Here is a 20298-nt window from a genome sequence, read left to right on the forward strand (position 1 = left end):
GCTATGCCGGGCGGGGCACCGGACGCCTCTTCTTTTCGACCGGGCGCACCGGGTGCGGGACAATCGGTTCGTGAGCCTGAAGATCCGTATCGACGACAGTGCGCCCCCCTACGAGCAGGTGCGGGCGCAGATCTCCGAGCAGGCCCGGTCCGGGGCGCTGCCCGTGGGGTACCGCCTGCCGACCGTGCGCGGGCTGGCTCAGACCCTCGGCCTCGCCGCGAACACGGTGGCCAAGGCCTACCGGGCCCTGGAGGCGGACGGGGTGATCGAGACCCGGGGCCGCAACGGCACGCTCGTCGCCGCCGCGGGATCGGCGGCCGAGCGGGAGGCGGCGACGGCCGCGCAGGGCTACGCCGAGCGGGCGCGCCGCCTCGGCCTCGGCGAGGAGGACGCCCTCGCCGCGGTCCGGGACGCGCTGCGGGCGGCCTACGGCACCTGAGCGGACCGGCCGGCCCCGGGACCGGGCTCAGGAACGGCCCCGGGAACGGACTCCGGCGCGGCCCGGGGGACCGGCCCGCCCCGTCAGGCGGGGGCGGGGAGCCGCGGGGTGCGGGTGACCTCCAGTCCCGCCGCCCGTGCCGTACGGGCGAAGACCGCCGCGTCGACGACCGCCGCGGCGTCCGGGTCGTTGTTGAAGTAGGCGTACACGTCCTCGCCGCCGGGCCAGGTGGCCGCGACGCGTTCGGCCCAGGTCCGCAGCGACCGGCGCCCGTAGTGCGGCCAGTGCCGGGCCCGGCCCTGGTGGAAGCGGACGTACCCCCAGTCGGCCGTCCGCCACAGCGGGGTCGCGGGGCGGGCCAGCACGTCGGCCCAGCACAGGGCGGTGCCGCGCGCCTCCAGGACGCCCCGCACCTCGGGCGTCCACCAGGACGCGTGCCGCGGTTCGACGGCGATCCGCGCCGACGCGGGGAAGCGGCGCAGGCAGGCGTCCAGGAGGGCGGGGTCGGCCCGCAGGGTGGGCGGCAGCTGGAGGAGGACCGGGCCGAGCCGCTCGCCCAGCCCTTCGGCGCGGCTCATCAGCCGCTCGACCGGCTCCTCGGGGTCCTTCAGCCGTTTGATGTGGGTGAGATAGCGGCTGGCCTTCACCGCGACGACGAAGCCGGGCGGGGTGCGTTCCCGCCAGGACACGAAGGTCTCCCGGGACGGCAGCCGGTAGAAGGCGTTGTTGATCTCGACGGTGGCGAACCGGGCGGCGTACTCCTCCAGCCAGAGCCGCACCGGCAGCCCCGGCGGGTACAGCACGTCCCGCCAGTCCTTGTACTGCCAGCCCGAGGTCCCGACGAACACGGTCATGGGGCCATCACACCACCGGGCGGCGACGGGGACCCCTCGGCGGCTCCTACCGCTGATCTTGCGAGAGCGCCCCGGCCTTCGGGCCGGGGGTGAATCGCATCTCAGAACTGCTCTGACCTCAACCGTGGGCACGGGTCCGCACTGTCTACCCGGGCTCACGGTCGGCCGCGCTCAGTCCGGGCGCTTCTGCTGCGCGATGTAGTCCTTGACCACCTGGAGCGGCGCACCGCCGCACGAGCCGGCGAAATACGAGGGCGACCAGAACCGGCCGTGCATGATCGCCCGGTTGACCCGGCCGGTGAACTCCGCGCGCAGGCGGCGGGAGGAGACGCCCTTGAGGCTGTTGACCAGGCTGGCGAGCGCGACCTTCGGCGGGTAGTGCACGAGCAGGTGGACGTGGTCGGCCTCGCCGTTGAACTCCTTCAGCTCCGCTCCGAAGTCCTCGCAGACCTTACGCATGACCTCTTCGCAGCGCGTCAGCATCTCGTCGTCGAGGACACCGCGCCGGTACTTGGTGACGAAGACCAAGTGCGCATGCAGGCTGTAGACGACCGTTCGACCCCTGCGGATATCGGGATTCGGTTCCCATCGTGGTGACATAGGCCAATGGCAGAGTGATCGTCATGCAGCTTCGGTACAGCTTCCGCCTGTACCCGAGTGCCGGTCAGCGCGCCGCGCTGGCCAGGGCGTTCGGGTGCGCGCGGGTCGTCTTCAACGATGCGTTGCGCGTCCGCGAGGAGGCCCGCGCGGCGGGGCTGCCGTTCGTCACCTCGGCGGAGCTGTCCAGGCGCCTGACGGCCGCGAAGAAGACCCCGGAGCGGGCCTGGCTCGGCGAGGTGTCCGCGGTGATCCTCCAGCAGTCCCTGCGGGACCTGGACACCGCGTACCGGAACTTCTTCGACGGCCTGAAGGGCAAGCGCCCTCGCGTGGGCGCACCGCGCTTCAAGTCGAAGCGGGACAACCGGCAGTCGGTCCGCTTCACCGCCAACGCGGCGTGGCGGATCACCCCGGGCAGGAAGCTGCGTCTGCCGAAGATCGGCGACGTCCCCGTGCGCTGGTCGCGTGCCCTGCCGTCGACCCCGACCACCGTGACGGTGGTCAAGGACAGCGCGGGCCGGTACTTCGCGAGCTTCGTCGTGGAGACCGGCCCGGAGGAAGTCCTCCCCGAGACCACGCCCGAGGTGGGCATCGATCTCGGGCTCGGGCACTTCGCGGTCCTCTCCGACGGCCGGAAGATCGACAGCCCGCGCTTCCTGCGCCGCGCCGAGAAGCGCGTGAAGAAAGCCCAGCGTGCCCTCTCCCGCAAGGAGAAGGGCTCCAGCAACCGGAACAAGGCCCGGATCAAGGTCGCCCGCGCACACGCGCGAGTGGCCGACGCACGCCGCGAGTTCCACCACCGGCTCTCCACACAGCTGATCCGCGAGAACCAAGCGGTCGCCGTGGAGGACCTGGCGGTAAAAGGACTCGCCCGCACGCGCCTGGCCAAGTCCGTCCACGACGCCGGATGGTCGGCGTTCGTGACGATGCTGGAATACAAGGCCGCCCGGTACGGGCGCACCTTCGTGAAGATCGGCCGGTTCGAGCCGACCTCCCAGGTGTGCTCCCGGTGCGGCGTCAAGGACGGCCCCAAGCCGTTGCACGTGCGTGTGTGGACGTGCGGGGCGTGCGGAGCGGTCCTCGACCGGGACATCAACGCGGCGGTCAACGTCGCCAAGGCCGCCGGACTGGCGGTGACAGCCTGTGGAGCGCAGATAAGACCGGGACTCGTCCCGGCACCGCGCAGCGAAGCAGGAACCCACCAGGAGCTACCCACCGCGTTGCCGCAGCGGGAGCAGATTGGAATCCCGGGCCTTTAGGCCCGGGAGGATGTCAAAGGTACAGCCCCGCGTCCGCGTTCCCGCGCGGTTCGGGCAGCGCGGAGGGGGAGGTGCCCCGGCGCAGCGCGTACAGCTCGGCCAGGGTGGAGCCCTCGCGGCCGATGCCCTCCTCGCGGCCCAGCCACTCCACGGACTCGGCCCGGGTCAGCTGCCCCACCTCGATCCGGGCCAGGCACCGGCCGGGGCGCACGACGGCCGGGTGCAGGCGTTCCAGGTCCTCGTTGGTGGTCACGGCGACCAGGACGTTGCGGCCCTGGCCGAGCAGGCCGTCGGTGAGGTTCAGCAGCCGGGACAGGGCCTGGCCCGTGGCGTGCTTGGCCTCGCCTCGGATCAGTTCGTCGCAGTCCTCCAGCAGCAGCAGCCGCCAGCGGTCGTTGCCCTCCTCGTCCTCCTCGCCGATGGCGATGTCCATGAGGTAGCCGACGTCGGCGAAGAGCCGCTCGGGGTCCAGCACGCAGTCCACCTGGCACCAGTCCCGCCAGGAACGCGCCAGGGTGCGCAGAGCGGAGGTCTTGCCGGTGCCCGGCGGGCCGTGCAGCAGCAGGAGCCGGCCGGAGACGTCCTCGGGCGTCGTCTTCATCAGGCGGTCCATGGCGTCCGCCACGGGCCGGGTGTAGTTGGGCCGGATCTCGTCCCAGCCGGCCGCGGAGATCTGCCGGGTGGTGCGGTGCGGGCCGCGGACGGGGGAGGCGTACCAGAAACCCATGGGGACGTTGTCCGCCTGTGCCTCCGGCTCGTCCGACGCGCCGTCGGTCGCCTCGCTCAGGACCTTCGCGGCGAGTTCGGGGGTGGCCGCGGTGACGGTGACGTCGGCGCCGCGCTTCCAGCGGGAGACCAGCAGCGTCCAGCCGTCGCCCTCGGCCAGGGTGGCGGACCGGTTCTCCTCCCGGACGGCGCGCAGCAGTCGGGCGCCGGCGGGGAGCAGGGTCGCGGCGGAGCGCACACGGTCGATGGTGACGCCGTGCGCGTGAGGCTGCTCGCCGGTGGAGAAACGGTCCAGGAACAGTGCGTTGACGACGTCGGACGGACAGTCGCTGTCGACGGCGAGCCGGATCGGCGGTGTGGTGTGCGGGTGCACAGGCATGCCGCCATGATCGGTCACGGGACGCCGTCGGCGCACCCGAATTCCCCGTCCGGCCGTGGTGGGTGTGCGCCGCTCCCCCCGGCCTTTCCGGCGGGCGGGCGCACGACCCCGGTCCCGTAGGGCCCTAGCCGCCCCCCTCCGTCGTCCCGCCGGGCGCCGGCAGGCGTCCGGCGCGGCGGGCGCGGCGGACGACGGCGTAGCCCTTGGTCAGGGCCCGGTCGCGGGCGAAGGTGCGGGTGAGGGCGCGGCCGTCGAGCAGGCGCTCGAACTCGGCCGTGTCCGTCGAGCGGCGCACGGTGAGGCGGCGCAGGGCGTACGGGCCCTGGGCGCGCCGGGCGAGGCCGTTGCCGACGGCGAGGGCCTGGGCGTAGCCGGTCTCCCGCACCGCCTGCCGCACGCGGCGGCTGGAGTAGCCGAAGGGGTAGGCGAACGAGACGGGGGTCCGCCCGAGTTGGTCGGAGAGGATCTCCTTGCTGTGGATCAGCTCGGTGCGCAGCCGGTGGTCGTCGAGTTGGTCGAGCTGCGGGTGGCTGTGGGTGTGCCCGCCGATCTCCACACCCGCGTCGGCCAGCGCCCGCACCTGGTCCCAGTCCAGCATCCGGTCCGGAGCCGCGCCGGTGGCGTACGGGCCGCGCAGCCAGCCGGTGGTGACGAACAGGGTGGCGGGGAAGCCGTGCCGCGTCAGTTCGGGCAGGGCGTGCCGGTGCACCCCCTCGTAGCCGTCGTCGAAGGTGATGAGGACGGGCCGGTCCGGCAGCGGGCGTCCGGAACGCCAGTGCGCGGCGAGGGCGGCGGTGTCGACCGGGGTGAGCCCCCGCTCGGCGATCAGCGCCATCTGCTCGGCGAACGCCTCCGGGGTGACCGACAGGGCGCGGGTGGCCTCGTCGGGGTCGGTGGCGACCGCGTGGTACATCAGGACGGGCACGCGCAGGTCAGTCATGGGCGGTCCCTCCGTCCGCCCCCGGTTCCGGCGGCGGCCCGGCCACCGGGACCACCGAGAAGGTGACCCCGTCGCGCCGGGCCCGCAGGCTGCCCACCAGGTAGCCGCCCGCCGCGGTGAGGACGCCGGTGACGATGGCGCCCGCGCGTCCGGCGCCGCCGGGCCGGCCCAGCAGGGCGTCCCGCAGTCCCCGCACGACCCCGGCCGGCAGCACGCGGGTGGTGTACCGGCGTTCCGACTCCAGCCCCTTGCCGGCGCCGACGCTGCGCGCGACCAGCGCCTTCGACAGTCCCTCGGCGTAGGTGCGGGTGCGGAAGTAGCGGAAGTGCTCCCGTACTCCGGGCACCCGGTGGTGGATCACCGCCCGGTCGTCGATGAGCAGGACCGCGTCGGGCCGGGCCCGGCTCAGCCGGATGCACAGTTCCGTCTCCTCCCCGCCGAGGGGGAGCCGGTCGCCGTCCCGTCCGATGCCGGTGGCGAAGCCGCCCGCCGCGTCGAAGGCGTCGCGCCGGAAGGAGGCGTTGCCGCCCAGCACGTTGCGCACCCGGACCCGCCCGGGCGGCAGGCCCCGGTAGGTGCAGCCCACCACCCAGTCGAACTCCTCCGGGAACCAGGCCGGGCGCCGCCCGGACGCCCACAGCGGTTCGGTGCGTCCGCCGACCGCCATCACGCGCGGGTCGGCGTACGCCTCCGCGAAGTGCCGGAGCCAGTCGCGTTCGGCCACGGCGTCGTCGTCGAGGAAGGCGACGATCCCGCCGCGTGCCGCGGCGATGCCGGTGTTGCGGCCGGCGGACAGGCCGCGGGGGCCCGCATTGGCGAGCACCCGCACCTCCTCGGTCTCCTTGTACTCCTTGTCCAGACGGTCCAGGAGAGCCTGGTTGTGGTCCACGACCAGCAGGATCTCCCGGGCCGGCCGTGACTGCGCGCGCACCGAGGCGACGGCCGCGAGGACGTCCGTCCAGCGGTCCTCGGTGTAGGCGCAGATCACGACCGAGACGTCCGGGGTGCCGGGTCCGCTCAAGACACCTTCCCCCGGACCGCGTCGACCAGCGGCGAGTGGTGCGCGCGACGGCGCAGGGCCCGCCGGTTGGAGCGCTCGCCGAGGATGACCCCGAGGACGCGGAAGCCGTCCCGCACGGCTCTCAGATTGCTGGTGCCGTGGATGCGGAGGTACTCGTAGCTGGGTATCTCCTGCACCTTCAGGCCCGCCTTGACGACCCGGATGTTCATCAGGGTCTCGACCTCGAACCCGGTGCAGTCGAGGTCGATCTTGTCCAGGCAGTGCCGCCAGAACGCGTTGTAGCCGTAGCAGAGGTCGGTGTACCGGGCGCCGAACTTGCGGTTGACGACGGCGCACAGCACGCGGTTGCCCAGCTTGCGGATGAAGGTCATGTCGTCGGTGCCGCCGCCGTTGGCGAAGCGCGACCCCTTGGCGAAGTCCGCGCCCGAGACGAGGGCGGACACGTACGACACGATCTCGTTGCCGTCGGCCGAGCCGTCGGCGTCGACCATCACGATGATGTCGCCGGTGCACGCCTGGAACCCGGTGTTCAGCGCGTCGCCCTTGCCCTTCCCGCGCTGTTCGACGACCTTCACGCCGGGCCACAGTCCGCGGGCCACCTCGACGGTGCCGTCGGTGGAGTTGCCGTCGACCAGGACCACTTCGTGGATCCAGTCGGGCAGCGTCTTGAAGACGTACGGCAGGTTCTCCGCCTCGTTCATGGCGGGGATCACCACGCTCACCGGCGGTGCGATCGCCAGGTGCGAGGAGACGGGCCGGTACTTGCCGGCGGGCGGCGGATTCTGGTCCGCGGTCGCCGGCGGCAGAACGGAACTCATGAGTCTGGTCCCTCTCGTCCGGTGGACCGCCCGCCCCTCGGGCGGCCCGGCTCTTCTTCCGGTTCGAAAGGGGGGTTTTCACACACGGCATGACGGAACGAAGCTCCGTGCACGCCGGGTGAGCTGGCAAATCTGGCCGGCTGCGGACATACGGCCGCCGACCGCGCGGCACGGCCCGGTCACGCTGGCGCTCCCGAGCACGGCACCCCCCTACCGCGCCCCGCGCCGGTTCGTCGCGGTTCCGAGCCCTCCCCTGAAGCCGCGTACTGACGGACCGATGCGGGTGAGATTGAGATGTATGACGGTATTGACGATTGAACCCGTATGGCAAGACCTGGAACGTGGCCTCACCTTGTTGCCGGTTTGGCCCCTGTGCGCACATCTCGCCCTGATGCGGATGTCTGCATGGCCGACTTTGCCCCCCTAGGTGTCGGATGCCGGGCTTCAATGTGGCGCACCCCGTTGGGGGCGTCAAGGGCCGAAAGTCCCCCCGGCCGAATTTCGTTGCAGATTGAACGGGCGTTCGCTCTCGCCCCGAGGGCGTGAAGAAACCGGAAAGGTTCGGGAGGTCCGGGAAAGAGCGCCCCAATCTTGACATGGACACTTCCTGTCAACACGCGTAGTTGGTACGACGGTTGCGGCAGAGATCCTGCTAAAGGGAGGTTCCATGAGACGTTCCCGACTTGTGCTCATTCTGAGCGCGTTCCTCCTCGCCCTCGCCACCGCCCTCACCGGGGCCGGCGCGGCCCAGGCGTCCCAACAGGCCCCCGACGGGGGCTATGTGGCCCTCGGCGACTCCTACTCCTCCGGTGTCGGAGCCGGCAGCTACATCTCCGGCAGCGGCGACTGCAAGCGCAGCACGAAGGCGTACCCGTACCTCTGGAACGCCGCCAACTCACCCTCGTCCTTCGACTTCATGGCCTGCTCGGGCGCCCGTACGGGTGATGTTCTCTCCGGGCAGCTCGGCCCCCTCGGCGCCACCACCTCACTGGTCTCCATCAGCATCGGCGGCAACGACGCCGGCTTCGCCGACGTCATGACGACCTGTGTGCTCCAGTCCGACAGCACCTGCCTCTCGCGGATCGCCACCGCGAAGGCGTACGTCGACTCGACGCTGCCCGGCAAGCTGGACAGCGTCTACACCGCCATCCGCACCCGGGCCCCGAACGCGCACGTCGTGGTGCTCGGCTACCCCCGCTTCTACCGGCTCGGCACCACCTGCATCGGCCTGTCCGAGACCAAGCGGAAGGCGATCAACGGCGCCGCCGACCACCTCGCCACCGCCCTCGCCCAGCGCGCCGCCGCCCACGGCTTCACCTTCGGCGACGTGCGCACCACCTTCACCGGCCACGAGATCTGCTCCGGCAACTCCTGGCTGCACAGCGTCGACTGGCTCAACATCGGCAACTCGTACCACCCGAAGGCGGCCGGACAGTCCGGCGGCTACCTGCCGGTCCTCAACAACGCCGTCTGACCCCGGCAGGCCCTCCGCGCCGTCCGCGCGCTAGGGAACGGCCACCGAACCGGAAGGAGAAGGGGAGGCCCCGCCCGGCGGGGTCTCCGTCCCGCACGTCACCGAGAACGGCACCGAACGGGACGTCACGCGCACCGGCTCCCGCACCTCCACACCGATCCGGCTCGCGAACGTCCCCGCCTCCGCGTACGTCGTCACGACCACCGTGTCCCGCTTCGTCGCTCCGCCGCCCTCCGGGAACGACAGCGTTCGCCAGCCCGGGTCGGTCACCGAACCGTCCTCGGCCACCCACCGGTAGGACACCTGCGCCGGCAACCGCCCCACCGTGAACGTCGCCGTGAACGCGGGCGCCTCCTCCCGCGGCGGGGGACAGGCCCCGGAGTACTCCGTGCGCGCCCCCGTCACCGTCACGTGCACCGACTGCGCCGGGGCGGTGCTCCGCTCCCCACCGCTCTCCCCCGTGGACGTCGTGGCACCGCCGGTGTCCCCCGCCTCGCCCTGGTCCCGCTCGTCCTCGTCGTCACCGGCCGGGGCGGACGAGACGGCCCCGGTCCTCCGGCCGTCCGCCGACGGACCGCCGTCAGCGCCCCCGCCGCCGCCTGCGTCCAGCAGTCCGTAGAGCAGCCCGGCCAGTGTCAGCGCGAGCACGGCCAGCCCCGCCACCAGCACCACGGCGGCGCGCCGGTCGCGCCGGGGCCGCCGGGTCACCGTCGTCGTCCCGGCCGGAGGCCCCGCGGGCAGCCCGGCCGTCGCGGGCGGCACCGGCCCGGCACCCGGCGGCCCGGGCGCCGGCGGGTGCGGGTGGGGGTGCGGGGTGGACACCGTCGGCGGGTACGCGGGCGGGCCGCCGCCGTCCCCGCGCCGCGGGGTCCGCCCGGCCGCGACCGCCCGCAGGTCCTCCTCCGCCCGCCCGGCCGGCAACCGCTCGGCGGGATCCTTGCGCAACAGGCCCTCGACGACCGGCCCCAACGGCCCCGCCCGGCGCGGCGGCGGCAGCTCCTCGTCGACGATCGCCCGCAGCGTGCTCAGCGGGGTGTCCTGCCGGAACGGCGAGGAACCCTCGACCGCCGCGTACAGCAGCACGCCGAGCGACCACAGGTCCGACTCGGGCCCCGGCGTCCGGCCCAGGGCCCGCTCCGGGGCGAGGAACTCGGGCGACCCGACCACCTCGCCGGTCATCGTCAGCGCCGAACTGCCCTCCACCATCGCGATGCCGAAGTCGGTGAGCACCACGCGGCCGTCGTTGGCGATCAGGACGTTGGCGGGCTTCACGTCCCGGTGCAGCACACCGGCAGCGTGCGCGGAGCGCAGCGCGGCCAGCACCTCCGCCCCGATCCCCGCGGCACGCGCCGGGGACATCGGCCCCTCGGCCTCCAGCACCTCCGCCAGCGACAGACCGCGCACCAGCTCCATCACGATCCACGGCCGCCCGTCCTCGGTCGCGACGTCGTACACCGTCACCACGTTGCGGTCGGCGATCCTGGCCGCGGCCCACGCCTCCCGCTCCAGCCGGGCGTACATCCGCTCGACGTCCGGGGCGGGCAACCCGGCGGGGGCGCGCACCTCCTTGACGGCGACCTCCCGGTGCAGCACCTCGTCGCGGGCCCGCCACACGGTCCCCATACCGCCCTCGCCCAGCGGCGCCAGCAGCCGGTAGCGGCCCGCGATCACGCGCTCACTGCCCTGTCCGTCGGACACGGCGCCCCCTTCGCATCGGGCGAATGCTCCCGTTCCTGATGAAAGTAGCTCAGCCGAGAGCGGATGCCGCCCCCCTGAACACCAATCCGGCCCCCACGACGACCACGACGAAGGCCGATCCGAGCGGCGCGCTCCGGCGGACCAGGCCCACCACCGGGCCGGCCGTCCAGCGGGGCCGGCGGTCCAGCAGCCGGGCCATGCCGCTGCCCGCCCTGACCACGGCGTACCCGGCCGCGGTGAGCGTGAGGGCCAGCCCGACGCCGTAGGCGACGACCAGCAGCAGCCCGAACCACGCCTGGCCGAGCGCGGCGGCCCCGACCAGCACCACCACGGCGGACGGGCTGGGCACCAGCCCGCCCGCGAAACCGAGCAGGATCGTGCCGCGGAGGGTGGGCGCCGTCGGGTGGGCGTGCGTCCGCCCGCCGTGGGTGTGCACGACGGCGTGCGGGTGCGAGGGGCCGGGGGTGCCGTGGGGGTCGGCGGGGTGGGCGGGTGCCTTGTCGTGGTCGTGATGGTGAGGGTGGCCGTGGGCGTGGGCGTGGGCGTGACCGTGGTGCCGGTGGTGGTGGTCGTCGTGGTCGTGATCGTGGGGGTGGGGGTCGTGACCGGGAGAGTGCTCGTGGTCGGGGGAGTGCTCATGGGAGTGGTGGTGCTCATGAGAGTGACCGTGCGCGTGCGGGTGCCCGTGCGGGTGCTGGCCGTCGCGGTGGCGCAGCGCGCGACGCAGCAGGGTCGCGCCCGCCACCGTGACCAGGACTCCGCTGGCCACGCCCAGCCAGGCGACCACCGAGGGCGCGGCCGCCGACCCGCCCGCGACCAGCAGCCCCAGCGCCACCACCCCCAGCGTGTGAGTGACCGTCACCGAGGCGGCCATCGGCAGCACGTCCCGCAGCCGGGCCCGGCCGCCGCGGGCCGCCGCCGTCGCCGCCATCAGCGTCTTGCCGTGGCCCGGTGCGAGCGCGTGCAGGGCGCCCAGGACGACGGCGATCAGCAGGGCCAGGGCGGCGAAACCGGCGGTGAGGTCGTTCCGGGCGACCAGGTCGTCCAGGGCCCGGGTCCACCGGTCGGCGCCGCGCGGCAGGACGGAGCCGGCCGGGGCGTCCGCCTCCCGCTCGGCGAGCGCCGGACCGCCCGGACGGATCCGCAGCTCGGCGGCGCGGGCGTCGGGCGGGGCGTCCAGCCGGTCCTCCGGGTAGCGGGTCAGCTCGCGCGACGAGGAGGCGCGCGGCACGTCCGAGGCGGCCAGCGTCATACGGTCCCCGCGCGCGGTGATCTCCCGCCAGCCGGGCCCCGCGGAGGCGCCCGCCGCGCGGAACCCGACGCGCACGGGGCCCTCGTCGGGCAGCGAGGCGGTCAGCCGGCACTCCACGCGCAGGGTGTCCAGCCCCGCCTGCCCGGGCCGCACCTGGGCCCGGCTGCCGTCCACGGTGAGCGGCACCGCGCGTCCGTCGACACGGACCTCGCTGTCCCGGGCGGCCTCCGCGCAGCGGTCCCGGGCCCAGGCGTCCGGCCCGCCCCGCCGCTCGATGTCCCCAGCGGCCTGCGTGGCCGGGATCTCGGCGAGGTCCTCGACGTGACGCACCCGCAGTTCACCCGGTGCGGCGACCAGTCCGTCGTAGCGGTTGACGGTGAAGTTGCCCAGCGGGTGCGCGCTCGCCGCCGGGGCGGGGACGAGGACGAACGCGCCGACGGCGGTCAGGACGGCGACGCCCGCGGCGAGGGAACGGCCCGGGGTCACCGCCCGGCCTCCAGTTCCTTCAGCGCCGCCTTCGCGGCCCGCGCGCCGAGCGGCGAGAACCCGGGGTTCAGCCGCAGTGCCGCGGTGAGGGAGGCGCGGGCCGCCCGGTCGTCGCCGAGGGCCCGCTCGATCATGCCCCGGTGGTGGAGGAACGCGGCGCTGCGGTAGCCGGTGGCGGTGGCCCGGCGGGCGTACCGGAGTGCCTCCTCGTCCCGGCCCGACCGGTGCAGCGCCCACGCCAGGGCGTCGGCGGTGTGCACGCTGTGCCGCCGCGCCCACTCCGCGCGGGCCGAGCGCAGCGCCTCACCGGCGTCGCCGTGGTCGGCGGCGGCCAACGCGGTGTCCAGGTCGGCGTGGACGCCGCCCGCGCGCGCGAGCGCGGTCCAGGCGTCCACCAGGGCGTACTGCTCCCGGGCCCGTGCCCGGTCGCCGTCGGCGCCGCGGACCTCGTACAGCTCACCGAGGGCGACCAGCGGTCCGGGCAGCGGGGAGCGCGCGACGACCGCCTCCAGGGTGCGGATGGCGCCTGCCCGGTCGCCGCTCGCCGCCAGTGCCCTGGCCCGGCCCTCCAGCGCGGGCAGGTGGGTGTCGTCGGCGGCCAGGGCGCGAGCGAAGTGACGCAGGGCCCGGTCGTACTCGCCCTGGTTCCAGGCCAGTTGGCCGAGCGCGGTCGCCACGTACGCGACGTCCGCGCGCGACGCCGCGCCGGCCAGGGCCCGCTCCAGCACCCTGCGGGCGGTCGCGGTGTCGCCGCGCAGCTCGTGGACGTACGCGTACCGCGTGAAGACCGGCACCCCCGGACGCCGGGCGTCCGCGGTGGTGGCGGCCTCGGCGGCCTCGTCGTACCGGCCGAGCTCGACCAGGGCGTCGATCCGGGAGCACAGGGCCCGCTCGCTGTACGGGTTCTGCTCCAGGGCCCGGTCCGCGTACCGCAGGGCACCCGTGAAGTCGTGCCGGGCGGCGGCGAGCGCGGCGCGTCCGGCCAGGGCCGGTTCGTTGCCGGGGGCGAGGGCGAGCGAGCGGGTGAGGGCCCGTTCGGCCTGCGGGTAGTGCGAGGGGTCGCCCGTGGTCCGCGCCTGCTCGACCTGGGCGAGGCCGAGGGTGGCCCACGAGCGGTGGTCCCGCGGCTGGGCCCGCAGATGAGCCCGGAGGGAGCGGATCCCCGCGTCGAGGTCGCCCCCGGTGAGCAGTCCGGGGGCGAGCGCCCCGGCCGCGGGCGCGGCGTCCGCCCCGGCCCGCGTCCCGTCCGGCCGGCCCCCGACGGCGACGGCCCCGGCGGTCAGGGCGACCGCCAGCAGCACGGCACAGGACGCCACGCGCATCGCCCGCGCCCGCCGCCCGGCGGCGGCGAAGCGCCGCAGGGCCGCGATCCGGCGGGCGGCGGGGGCGGCGTTCCGGGCACGGGCCGTGCTGTCGGCACCGGGTACGCCGTCGGCACCGGGTACGCCGTCGGGGGCGGGCTCCGGATCGGGGCCGGCCTCCGGCGTGCTCCCGTTCCTGCCGGGTGCGGTGCCGTCGGCGACCACGGCCGGGCCTGCGGGCTCAGGTGCGTCGGCGGGCGGGGCGCCGGCCGCTGCGCCCCGGTCGCCGGGCACCGCGTCCGGGCCATCGCCCGCACCGGTAGGGGACTTCGCGCCGGGGACCGTGCCTGTGCCGGGGGTCGTGCCCTGGTCCGTGCCGGGGGTGGTGCTCTTGTCCGTGCCGGGAGCCGAGCCGGTGGCGGAGCCTGTGGTCCGGGCCGTGCCGGTTTCCGTGCTCCTGCCGGGGGTGGTGCCCTGGTCCGTGCCGGGGTCCGTACCTGTACCGGAGCCCGTCCCGGGCGCCGTACCCGCACCGGTGCCGGAGCCCGTGGCCCGGGCCGTGCCGGTTTCCGGGCCCGTACCGGAGTCGGTCCCGCCGTCCGTCCCGGGCGCCGTACCCGCACCGGTGCCGGAGCCCGCCCCCCGGTCGCTGTCGGAGTCGCGGTCCGTGCCGTTCCCGGCGTCCCTGCTGTACTCGCCCTTCCCGCCGGGCCGGCCTGCGGCGTCGTGCGGGGTGTTGTCGTTCGTTGCCGGAGGCATGCCTCTCCTCGGTCGTGCGTCACCCGCTCGGGTGCCGGAGTCGGCGGCGCGGCCCGTGCCGCAGGGGATGGGAGGGGACGGGCCGCGCCTGTCGGTGGGGCGGGGGGAGTGGTCCCGGCCGCCCGGGGCGGGTCAGTACGCCCGGCCGCGCATCCGGCGCCACCACATCAGGGCCACGCCGATCAGCAGGATGCCGCCGGCGCCCGCACCCGCGGAGGCGGCGATCAGCGTGGTGTCGTCGGAACCCGCGGCGCCCGCCGGGCGCAGGGCGTCACCGAGTTGGTTGCGGACGTCGTTGCCGCTGTCCACGCCCTTCGCGAGCGGGCCGCGCGAGCCCTCCGTCGGGTTCGCCAGGTAGGGGAAGGTGTCGCCGAACTCCTTGTCGTTGGCGTCGACCGCGTCCCCCAGGTCGTTCTTCGCGCCGACGAGTTCGCCCTCGACGACCTGGAGCGAGGCGTCGATCACGTCGTCCGTCAGTCGCCGCCCGTTGGGGAAGCCGGCGTTGTCGCCGTCCAGCACGCCCAGCCGCTTGGGCTTCGCGGCGGGCTCGATCGACGTGTTGAGGCGCAGCATCTCCGACGGCGTCACGTGCGGCGGCTGGTTGAGCCCCTCCACGCCCTTGAGGAACACGTCGACGAGGTCGTCGCGCGGCTCGGCGGGGGCTTCGATCTTGTAGATCCCCTCGATCAGCTTCGGCAGTTCGGGTTCGGTGACGTTCTTCAGGAACTGCGCGTCGTCCCACGGTCCCGACGCGTTGAAGGTGTCCTTGTCCTTCAGGGGGTTGACGACCTCGTTGACCAGCGGGCTGCCCAGCCGGGACACCTGGACGAAGTCCCCGGCGGCGTTCTTGCGCTGGGTGGTCGACCAGACGCCGACGACGGGCTGGTCCGCCGACTCGGTGATCATGTGGGTGGGGATCTGGAGTGCCAGGGAGTTGACGTTGTAGCCCTTGAGGGTGTCGTTGCCGACCTCGGAGAGGTTCCCGCCGTACAGCAGGTCGAAGACGCGCAGGTCGAGGAAGAACGGGTCGTCGGCCTGACCGGCGAACGTCGTCGCCCCGCCGGCCAGTTCGTGCACGGCCTCCTTGCGCAGGGTGTCGTAGTCCGGCATGGACGCCTTGCCGACGTTCGACGGCGCGACCGGGACGTCGTCGGCGATCTTCGTGCGGGACACGGCGTGCTGATTCTTCAGCTTCAGCAGCTCGATGTCGTAGGTCTGCGTGATGTTGAGATCCTGGTCGTCGAGGCTGGTGACCGGACCGGTGTTGTAGAGGAACGTCTTGTCGTTCTTCGTGTGGGTCGTGAACGTGTAGCGGAACAGCAGTTCGCCCTGCGCGTCCCCGTTGTTGTCGATGTGGATGTCGTACTGGGCGTCCTCGGCGAACGTGAAGAAGTTCGGCCCGCCGGCGGGCTCCTCGAACGGGATCCAGTTGGCGATGATCGTGGTGGTGTCCGGCTTGTCGGGGCTGACGAAGGCGTACAGGTCCGTGTTGTCGTACTGCGGGGTGCCCGAGATCAGCGGGGCCTCGCGGTGACTGGAGGCGCCGGCCGGCCGCGGTTCCAGGGCGGTCGCCCCGGCGGCGGCGAGCCCGCCGGCGGCCAGTGCGCCACAGATCAGGGTCGCGAGGCCCCTGTGTCCCGCGGCGGTGCTCGAGATAGGTGTCATGCCGTCCGTCCTCCGTGCCGACTTGCCTCTGACGCAACGGAATTCGGAGCCGCGACGGGAGCGGATTGGTCGGGTTTCCACGAGACCTGTCCGGGTCGCTGCCGCCGGACCGGACCGGCCGTAGGATTTCTCGCCGCCCGACCCGCGTTTTCGGCCCGGTGATCCGTAGTTCCCATCCGGAGGCGCGCTCGCTGCGAATGCCTCGTGCGGCAGGGTGGCCCGGCGGGGCCCGGGAGAGGGGGGTGGCTGTTGGAGGCGGACGAGCTTCTGGTGCGCGTGGCAGGAGGCGACCAGAAGGCATTCGAGGACCTGTACGGGCTGGTGTCCGGGCCGGTGTTCGGACTGGTGCGGCGCGTGGTGCGTGACCCCGCCCAGTCCGAGGAGGTGGCCCAGGAGGTGCTGCTCGAACTGTGGCGGTCCGCCGCGCGGTTCGACCCCGCCCGGGGCAGCGCGCTGTCCTGGGTCCTCACCCTGGCCCACCGCCGCGCCGTCGACCGGGTGCGCAGCGCCCGCGCCGCGGGGGAGCGCGAGGAGCGGGAGGCCCGGCGCGGAAACGGCCCCGCCTTCGACCAGGTCGCCGAGGAGGTGGAGGCCGGCCTCGAACGCGAGTGGGTGCGGCGCTGCCTGGACCGGCTCACCGCCCTCCAGCGGCAGTCGGTCACCCTCGCCTACTACGACGGCTACACCTACCGTGAGGTGGCGGAGCGGCTCTCGCTGCCACTGGGCACGGTCAAGACCCGTATGCGCGACGGTCTGACCCGGCTGCGCGACTGCCTGGGAGGCGCCGTATGAGCCTGTTCGACCGGCTGGGGCGCCGCGGCGAGGTGCACTCGCTGGCCGCTCCCTACGCGCTCGACGCCCTGGAGCCCGCGGAACGGGTCCGCTTCGAACGGCACCTGCGCACCTGCGGGCGCTGCCGGGCCGAGGTGCGCGACCTCGCCGAGGACGCCGTCCGCCTCGCCTGGTCCACCGCCGCCCCGCCGCCGGCCGCCCTGCGCGAGAGGGTGCTGGCCGCCGTACGGACCACCCCGCAGGACCCGCCGCCCCAGGACGCGGCCCGCGCGCGTGCGCCGCAACTGCCGCCGCACGTGTGGGGCGCCGGACCGCCGCCGCGCGACCGCGGACGCGGCCGGGTGCCGCTGTTCGTGCCGTTCGCCACGGCGACCGCCGCGGCGGCGCTGGTCGTCGCCTCGCTGTTCGCCGTCCAGGCGAACCGCACCCAGGACGAACTGGCCGCGGAACGCGACCGGTCACGTGAGATCGCCCACGTTCTGTCGGCACCGGACGCGCGCGTGGGCAGCGGACGCGACGCGGACGGCCGCACCATCGGAGTGATCGCCTCCGCATCGACGGCGAGCGCGGTCGTCACCCTCGGCGGCTACGACGACCCGCCGAACGGACGTGTGCGTCAGCTCTGGCTCATGCGCCCCGGCGCACCACCGCGCTCGCTGGGCCTCTTCGAGGGCGACACGCCCCTGGTCGCGTCCGATCTGGAGACCTCCGCGACGTCACTCGCCGTAACCGTCGAACCGGACGGAGGCTCTCCGCAACCCACTGCGCAGCCCATCGTCCAACTCGCCCTGAAAACGGTCGGATTCGGAGAGTAATCGTCGAGTGTTCGTCAACCCCCTTGCGGGGAAGGTGAATCCCGTGGGCGCGATACACGTGTGCCGGTACGGGGCGATAGGGTTACCCTGCCCGGGCCGGGTGGACTCGTACGGGTGGGGAGTGACATGGAACAGATAACAGTGCGCAGCAGGGCCAGGGTCCCTGCGATCACCTGCGGGAGCAGCGCGACCAGTTCGCGCCTCGACCGCCATCTCGCGGTGCTGTCAGGACCGGCGGTCCCGCAGCGGGAGACGGCCGAGGCGACGTCACTGATGCGTGAGCTCACCGCGCGTGACCCCGCGCACGACCGCGGTGCCCGCGGTGTCCGGGCCCGCACCAGCCGCGTCTCGCTCTTCGCGCCGCTGCGCAGGCTGCGCCGCACGCTCTTCGGCGGCCGTTAGGCCCCGCGCGTGCTCGGGCGGCCCGCCGCCCCGGCGCGGCCGCGTCCCGGAGCAAGCCACCCCACGCGCGCGGCGCACCGGCCCGGTGCGTCACGCGCGGGCACGTCCCCTCCCGGAGCCCCCGACCCCGCCCGGCAGCCGGCCGGGGGCCCGCCGACCGCCCCGCCCGGAGTTCGACCCGGAGTTCAGCCCTCACCGCGCCCGTATTGCCGCACGGCCTGCGGTGCGAACACGGCGAGCAGCACCGCACACCACAGCAGTGCCCCGGCCACGGGGTGCGCCACCGGCCACGCGGCGTCCGCGGGCACCGGGGCGTTGCCGAACAGGTCCCGCAGCGCCGTCGCCACCGCACTGACCGGATTCCACTCCGCCACCGTGCGCAGCCCGCCCGGCAGCCCCTCGGTGGGGATGTACGCGCTGGAGAGCAGCGGCAGCAGGAAGGTCGCGCCGCCCAGCTGACCGGCGGCCTCCTCGTCGCGGGTGAGCAGCCCGAGGTACATGCCGGTCCAGCCGCAGCGAGAAACGGAACAGCAGGAGCAGCGCGACGGATGCCGGGCCGGGTGCTCGACGGGTTCGACGGGGGGTCGTGAAGCGCGGGATCGTGATCCCGAACCGTGACGCGGGGTCAGAGCAGCGCCAGCTGGCCCTCCGGGCCCTCCTCGTGGGTGTCCAGCACCGAGGCGGGGCGGCGGGCGGCGGACGGCACGGGCAGGACGCCCGCCGCGCGCAGTGCGGACCGGCCGACCGGAGCGGGCAGGGGGGCGTCGTTCAACGCGGCCCGTGCGGGGCCCAGTTCGGCGAGCAGGGTCAGCACCGTGATCAGCTCCAGCAGTTCCGAGGTCCACTGCTGCGGCCAGGCCATCGGGCGGACGGCCTCCAGGGTGCCGGGCTCACCGGCATCCGTGCGCGCGGCGAACCACTGCTCCAGCACCCGCTCCCCGCCCGTCTCGAAGTCCCACGCCTCGGGTGGCACCGGCGCGATCCGGCCCTCGTCGAGGAGCAGGGCCTCCTCGTCACGGTCGTAGTCCAGGGTCACCGGCCGGGCCGGCAGCGGGGCCCGGACGTAGGGGCGGCGCCCGCCCGGCAGCTTGGGCCGCTCGCCGCCGTCGCGGCGCATCAGCCACAGCATTCGGCGGCCCGTCGCCACCCCGGACGCCCACGCGTCGGCGTCGGCGGTGAGCGGAACCACCGGTCCCTTCGGGCCCGGCCGCGCCACGGCGAGGATCCAGGCCAGCACGCCCGCCGCGTCGACCTCCCCGCCGAGGCGGGCCGCGAGGTGGGCGGTCAGGCCGGGGGCCAGATTCGGTTCGGCGCCCCGGGGCCTGCGGTACAGCGGCCGGATCCGGCCGGGACGCAGCAGCGGGACGTGCGGGGTCGCGAGCAGCGGCAGGCCCGGCGCACCGGTGGGGGCGGGGCTCTCCACGACGAAGGTCTGCCGTTCGTCCGCCACCCGCCACAGCTCGGGCCGGGCCGCGTCGATCAGACGGTGGTCGGGGATCAGCCACTGCTCGTCGAAGGGGGCGCGCAGCACCCGCACCGGCTCCGGGCACGGCCCCGAGGCGCGGGCGAGCCGCTCGGTGCCACCGCCGCCTCCCGGCAGCTGCGCGACCGGGGTGTGCGGCGTACGGGCGCGCGTCGGCCGGAACAGCGTCTCGCGCTCGGGCCCCTCCGCCGCCACCAGGGCGTTCCAACGGGCCTTCAGGGATGCCGCGTCGGGGCCCGCCGGCCACCCCCGGCCGAGCCGCGGCGGTGCGACGGACCACGGCATGAGGTCCGCCAGCGGCGGAGCGTCGTCGTGCGTCACGCAGGGCATCGTACGACCTGGGCGGGGACCCGGATCAGTGGGCGTCGAGGGTCACCGTGAAGGAGAAACGGTCCCCCCGGTAGTTGATGACGGCCACGTCCAGGGGCCGCCCGTCGGTGCCGCGGGTGACGCCCGTGTAGTGCAGGATCGGGCTGAGCAGCGGCACCTGGAGCAGCCGGGCCGTCTCGGGGTCGGCGAGGCGCGCCTCCACCGTGTCCGTGATCCGGCCGATGTCCGCCCCCACGACGTCCCGCAGCACCTTGGTCATGGGCCAGCGCTCCAGGTCCTCCGGGTCGATGCGGGCGGCGAGTTCGGGGCGCACCCAGTTGCGGGCGTGGTTGGTCGGCTCGCCGGTCTTCTCGTCGCTGCGCAGCCGGTGGTAGCCGGCGACCTCCGTCAGGTCCGGGAAGTGCTCGGCGATGTCCGCCGGCACGGGGGCAGGCCCGTGCTCCAGCAGTTCGGTGGTCATCCCGGACTGCTGCGCCACGATCGCGTCCACCGAGCCCAGCAGCCGCACCGGCGTGCCCCGGGCGACGTCCGGCTCGATGAACGTGCCGCGCCGGCGGTGCCGGCTGATCAGGCCCTCGTCCTCCAGCTCCTTCAGTGCCTGCCGCATGGTCAGCACGCTCACCCCGTAGTGCCCGGCCAGCTGTTCCTCGGTGGGCAGCCGCAACGGGTCCTGCGGCGAGCGGCCGAGGATCGAGGCGCGCAGCGACTGCGACACCTGGTACCAGAGCGGCAACTTGCGATTCAGGACGATCGAATCAGGGGCGAAGGAAGTCACGGGTCATCCGTATCGGTCGGGAACGCTCAGTGC

Annotated in this window: 18 protein-coding genes and 1 pseudogene; 6 read left to right on the forward strand and 13 right to left on the reverse strand. The window is 74.2% G+C overall.

Annotation, left to right across the window (positions count from 1 at the left end):
- Window positions 1–70: 70 nt before the first annotated feature.
- Window positions 71–439, forward strand: a complete 369-nt coding sequence (locus ACIRPP_RS15465; protein WP_403642314.1) for a GntR family transcriptional regulator — start codon at window positions 71–73, stop codon at window positions 437–439.
- Between the two features lie 83 nt (window positions 440–522).
- Here the strand turns inward: ACIRPP_RS15465 and ACIRPP_RS15470 are convergent, their stop codons facing one another.
- Together ACIRPP_RS15470 and tnpA are read right to left on the reverse strand one after the other, a co-directional pair.
- Window positions 523–1293, reverse strand: a complete 771-nt coding sequence (locus tag ACIRPP_RS15470) for a DUF72 domain-containing protein (RefSeq protein ID WP_403642316.1) — start codon at window positions 1291–1293, stop codon at window positions 523–525.
- Window positions 1294–1464: 171 nt separating this feature from the next.
- Window positions 1465–1893, reverse strand: a complete 429-nt coding sequence (gene tnpA / locus ACIRPP_RS15475) for an IS200/IS605 family transposase (RefSeq protein ID WP_403642319.1) — start codon at window positions 1891–1893, stop codon at window positions 1465–1467.
- Window positions 1894–1916: 23 nt separating this feature from the next.
- On the opposite strand from tnpA, the gene ACIRPP_RS15480 reads away from it, so the two are divergent.
- A complete protein-coding gene (locus tag ACIRPP_RS15480; protein WP_403642322.1) occupies window positions 1917–3149 on the forward strand; it encodes an RNA-guided endonuclease InsQ/TnpB family protein in 1233 nt (410 codons plus the stop codon).
- A gap of 13 nt (window positions 3150–3162) precedes the next feature.
- Here the strand turns inward: ACIRPP_RS15480 and ACIRPP_RS15485 are convergent, their stop codons facing one another.
- The 4 genes from ACIRPP_RS15485 to ACIRPP_RS15500 all read right to left on the reverse strand — a co-directional run bounded on the left by ACIRPP_RS15485 (window position 3163) and on the right by ACIRPP_RS15500 (window position 7033).
- A complete protein-coding gene (locus ACIRPP_RS15485) occupies window positions 3163–4254 on the reverse strand; it encodes a DUF5925 domain-containing protein (protein ID WP_403642325.1) in 1092 nt (363 codons plus the stop codon).
- Window positions 4255–4378: 124 nt separating this feature from the next.
- A complete protein-coding gene (locus tag ACIRPP_RS15490) occupies window positions 4379–5194 on the reverse strand; it encodes a polysaccharide deacetylase family protein (protein WP_403642328.1) in 816 nt (271 codons plus the stop codon).
- Window positions 5187–6215, reverse strand: coding sequence for a glycosyltransferase family 2 protein (locus ACIRPP_RS15495; protein ID WP_403642335.1), 1029 nt, complete (start codon window positions 6213–6215; stop codon window positions 5187–5189). The genes ACIRPP_RS15490 and ACIRPP_RS15495 overlap by 8 nt, the downstream gene beginning before the upstream one ends.
- Entirely contained in the window at window positions 6212–7033 is an 822-nt protein-coding gene (locus tag ACIRPP_RS15500) for a glycosyltransferase family 2 protein (protein ID WP_403642338.1), read from the reverse strand. The genes ACIRPP_RS15495 and ACIRPP_RS15500 overlap by 4 nt, the downstream gene beginning before the upstream one ends.
- Window positions 7034–7700: 667 nt before the next feature.
- Here ACIRPP_RS15500 and ACIRPP_RS15505 point away from each other — a divergent pair.
- Window positions 7701–8507: an SGNH/GDSL hydrolase family protein gene (locus tag ACIRPP_RS15505; protein ID WP_164332696.1), complete on the forward strand. Its 807-nt coding sequence runs from the start codon at window positions 7701–7703 to the stop codon at window positions 8505–8507.
- Window positions 8508–8537: 30 nt separating this feature from the next.
- Here ACIRPP_RS15505 and ACIRPP_RS15510 read toward each other — a convergent pair whose 3' ends face one another.
- The 4 genes from ACIRPP_RS15510 to ACIRPP_RS15525 form a co-directional block, all read right to left on the reverse strand.
- Complete coding sequence (locus tag ACIRPP_RS15510) at window positions 8538–10205, reverse strand: serine/threonine-protein kinase (protein WP_403642342.1); 1668 nt, start codon at window positions 10203–10205, stop codon at window positions 8538–8540.
- Between the two features lie 49 nt (window positions 10206–10254).
- The gene (locus ACIRPP_RS15515) at window positions 10255–11943 is read right to left on the reverse strand and encodes a nickel transporter (protein WP_403642345.1); all 1689 of its coding nucleotides are present in this window, start codon (window positions 11941–11943) and stop codon (window positions 10255–10257) included.
- Entirely contained in the window at window positions 11940–14003 is a 2064-nt protein-coding gene (locus ACIRPP_RS15520) for a tetratricopeptide repeat protein (RefSeq protein ID WP_403642348.1), read from the reverse strand. Before ACIRPP_RS15520 ends, ACIRPP_RS15515 begins: the two co-directional genes overlap by 4 nt.
- A 132-nt stretch (window positions 14004–14135) precedes the next feature.
- Window positions 14136–15668 carry a DUF4331 domain-containing protein gene (locus ACIRPP_RS15525; protein WP_403642351.1) on the reverse strand — a complete coding sequence of 511 codons (1533 nt, stop codon included), beginning with the start codon at window positions 15666–15668 and terminating at the stop codon, window positions 14136–14138.
- 249 nt (window positions 15669–15917) lie between these two features.
- Here ACIRPP_RS15525 and ACIRPP_RS15530 point away from each other — a divergent pair, with 249 nt between their 5' ends.
- From ACIRPP_RS15530 to ACIRPP_RS15540, 3 genes are all read left to right on the forward strand, one after another.
- Window positions 15918–16460 (forward strand): sigma-70 family RNA polymerase sigma factor, encoded by a 543-nt coding sequence (locus ACIRPP_RS15530; RefSeq protein ID WP_164337729.1) that lies wholly within the window; start codon window positions 15918–15920, stop codon window positions 16458–16460.
- On the forward strand, window positions 16457–17275 hold the full coding sequence (locus tag ACIRPP_RS15535) for an anti-sigma factor domain-containing protein (RefSeq protein ID WP_403642354.1): 819 nt from the start codon (window positions 16457–16459) through the stop codon (window positions 17273–17275). Before ACIRPP_RS15530 ends, ACIRPP_RS15535 begins: the two co-directional genes overlap by 4 nt.
- A gap of 126 nt (window positions 17276–17401) precedes the next feature.
- A complete protein-coding gene (locus ACIRPP_RS15540) occupies window positions 17402–17677 on the forward strand; it encodes a hypothetical protein (RefSeq protein ID WP_164332602.1) in 276 nt (91 codons plus the stop codon).
- Between the two features lie 185 nt (window positions 17678–17862).
- Here ACIRPP_RS15540 and ACIRPP_RS15545 read toward each other — a convergent pair.
- The 3 genes and pseudogenes from ACIRPP_RS15545 to ACIRPP_RS15555 form a co-directional block, all read right to left on the reverse strand.
- A pseudogene (locus tag ACIRPP_RS15545) lies at window positions 17863–18226 on the reverse strand (ABC transporter permease); the annotation flags it as partial.
- Window positions 18227–18302: 76 nt separating this feature from the next.
- Window positions 18303–19490, reverse strand: coding sequence for a type ISP restriction/modification enzyme (locus ACIRPP_RS15550; RefSeq protein ID WP_403642357.1), 1188 nt, complete (start codon window positions 19488–19490; stop codon window positions 18303–18305).
- 25 nt (window positions 19491–19515) lie between these two features.
- Window positions 19516–20265: a GntR family transcriptional regulator gene (locus ACIRPP_RS15555; RefSeq protein ID WP_403642359.1), complete on the reverse strand. Its 750-nt coding sequence runs from the start codon at window positions 20263–20265 to the stop codon at window positions 19516–19518.
- Window positions 20266–20298 lie beyond the last annotated feature (33 nt).

Origin of the sequence: Streptomyces sp. NPDC101219, assembly GCF_044767675.1 — a bacterium.
Classification (GTDB): Bacteria; Actinomycetota; Actinomycetes; order Streptomycetales; family Streptomycetaceae; genus Streptomyces.

Coding starts and splice junctions, on each gene's coding strand:
- ACIRPP_RS15470 (WP_403642316.1), bottom strand. CDS start 1,293: ATGACCGTGTTCGTCGGGACCTCGGGCTGGCAGTACAAGGACTGGCGG.
- tnpA (WP_403642319.1), bottom strand. CDS start 1,893: ATGTCACCACGATGGGAACCGAATCCCGATATCCGCAGGGGTCGAACG.
- ACIRPP_RS15480 (WP_403642322.1), top strand. CDS start 1,917: ATGCAGCTTCGGTACAGCTTCCGCCTGTACCCGAGTGCCGGTCAGCGC.
- ACIRPP_RS15485 (WP_403642325.1), bottom strand. CDS start 4,254: ATGCCTGTGCACCCGCACACCACACCGCCGATCCGGCTCGCCGTCGAC.
- ACIRPP_RS15490 (WP_403642328.1), bottom strand. CDS start 5,194: ATGACTGACCTGCGCGTGCCCGTCCTGATGTACCACGCGGTCGCCACC.
- ACIRPP_RS15500 (WP_403642338.1), bottom strand. CDS start 7,033: ATGAGTTCCGTTCTGCCGCCGGCGACCGCGGACCAGAATCCGCCGCCC.
- ACIRPP_RS15505 (WP_164332696.1), top strand. CDS start 7,701: ATGAGACGTTCCCGACTTGTGCTCATTCTGAGCGCGTTCCTCCTCGCC.
- ACIRPP_RS15520 (WP_403642348.1), bottom strand. CDS start 14,003: ATGCCTCCGGCAACGAACGACAACACCCCGCACGACGCCGCAGGCCGG.
- ACIRPP_RS15525 (WP_403642351.1), bottom strand. CDS start 15,668: ATGACACCTATCTCGAGCACCGCCGCGGGACACAGGGGCCTCGCGACC.
- ACIRPP_RS15535 (WP_403642354.1), top strand. CDS start 16,457: ATGAGCCTGTTCGACCGGCTGGGGCGCCGCGGCGAGGTGCACTCGCTG.
- ACIRPP_RS15540 (WP_164332602.1), top strand. CDS start 17,402: ATGGAACAGATAACAGTGCGCAGCAGGGCCAGGGTCCCTGCGATCACC.
- ACIRPP_RS15550 (WP_403642357.1), bottom strand. CDS start 19,490: ATGCCCTGCGTGACGCACGACGACGCTCCGCCGCTGGCGGACCTCATG.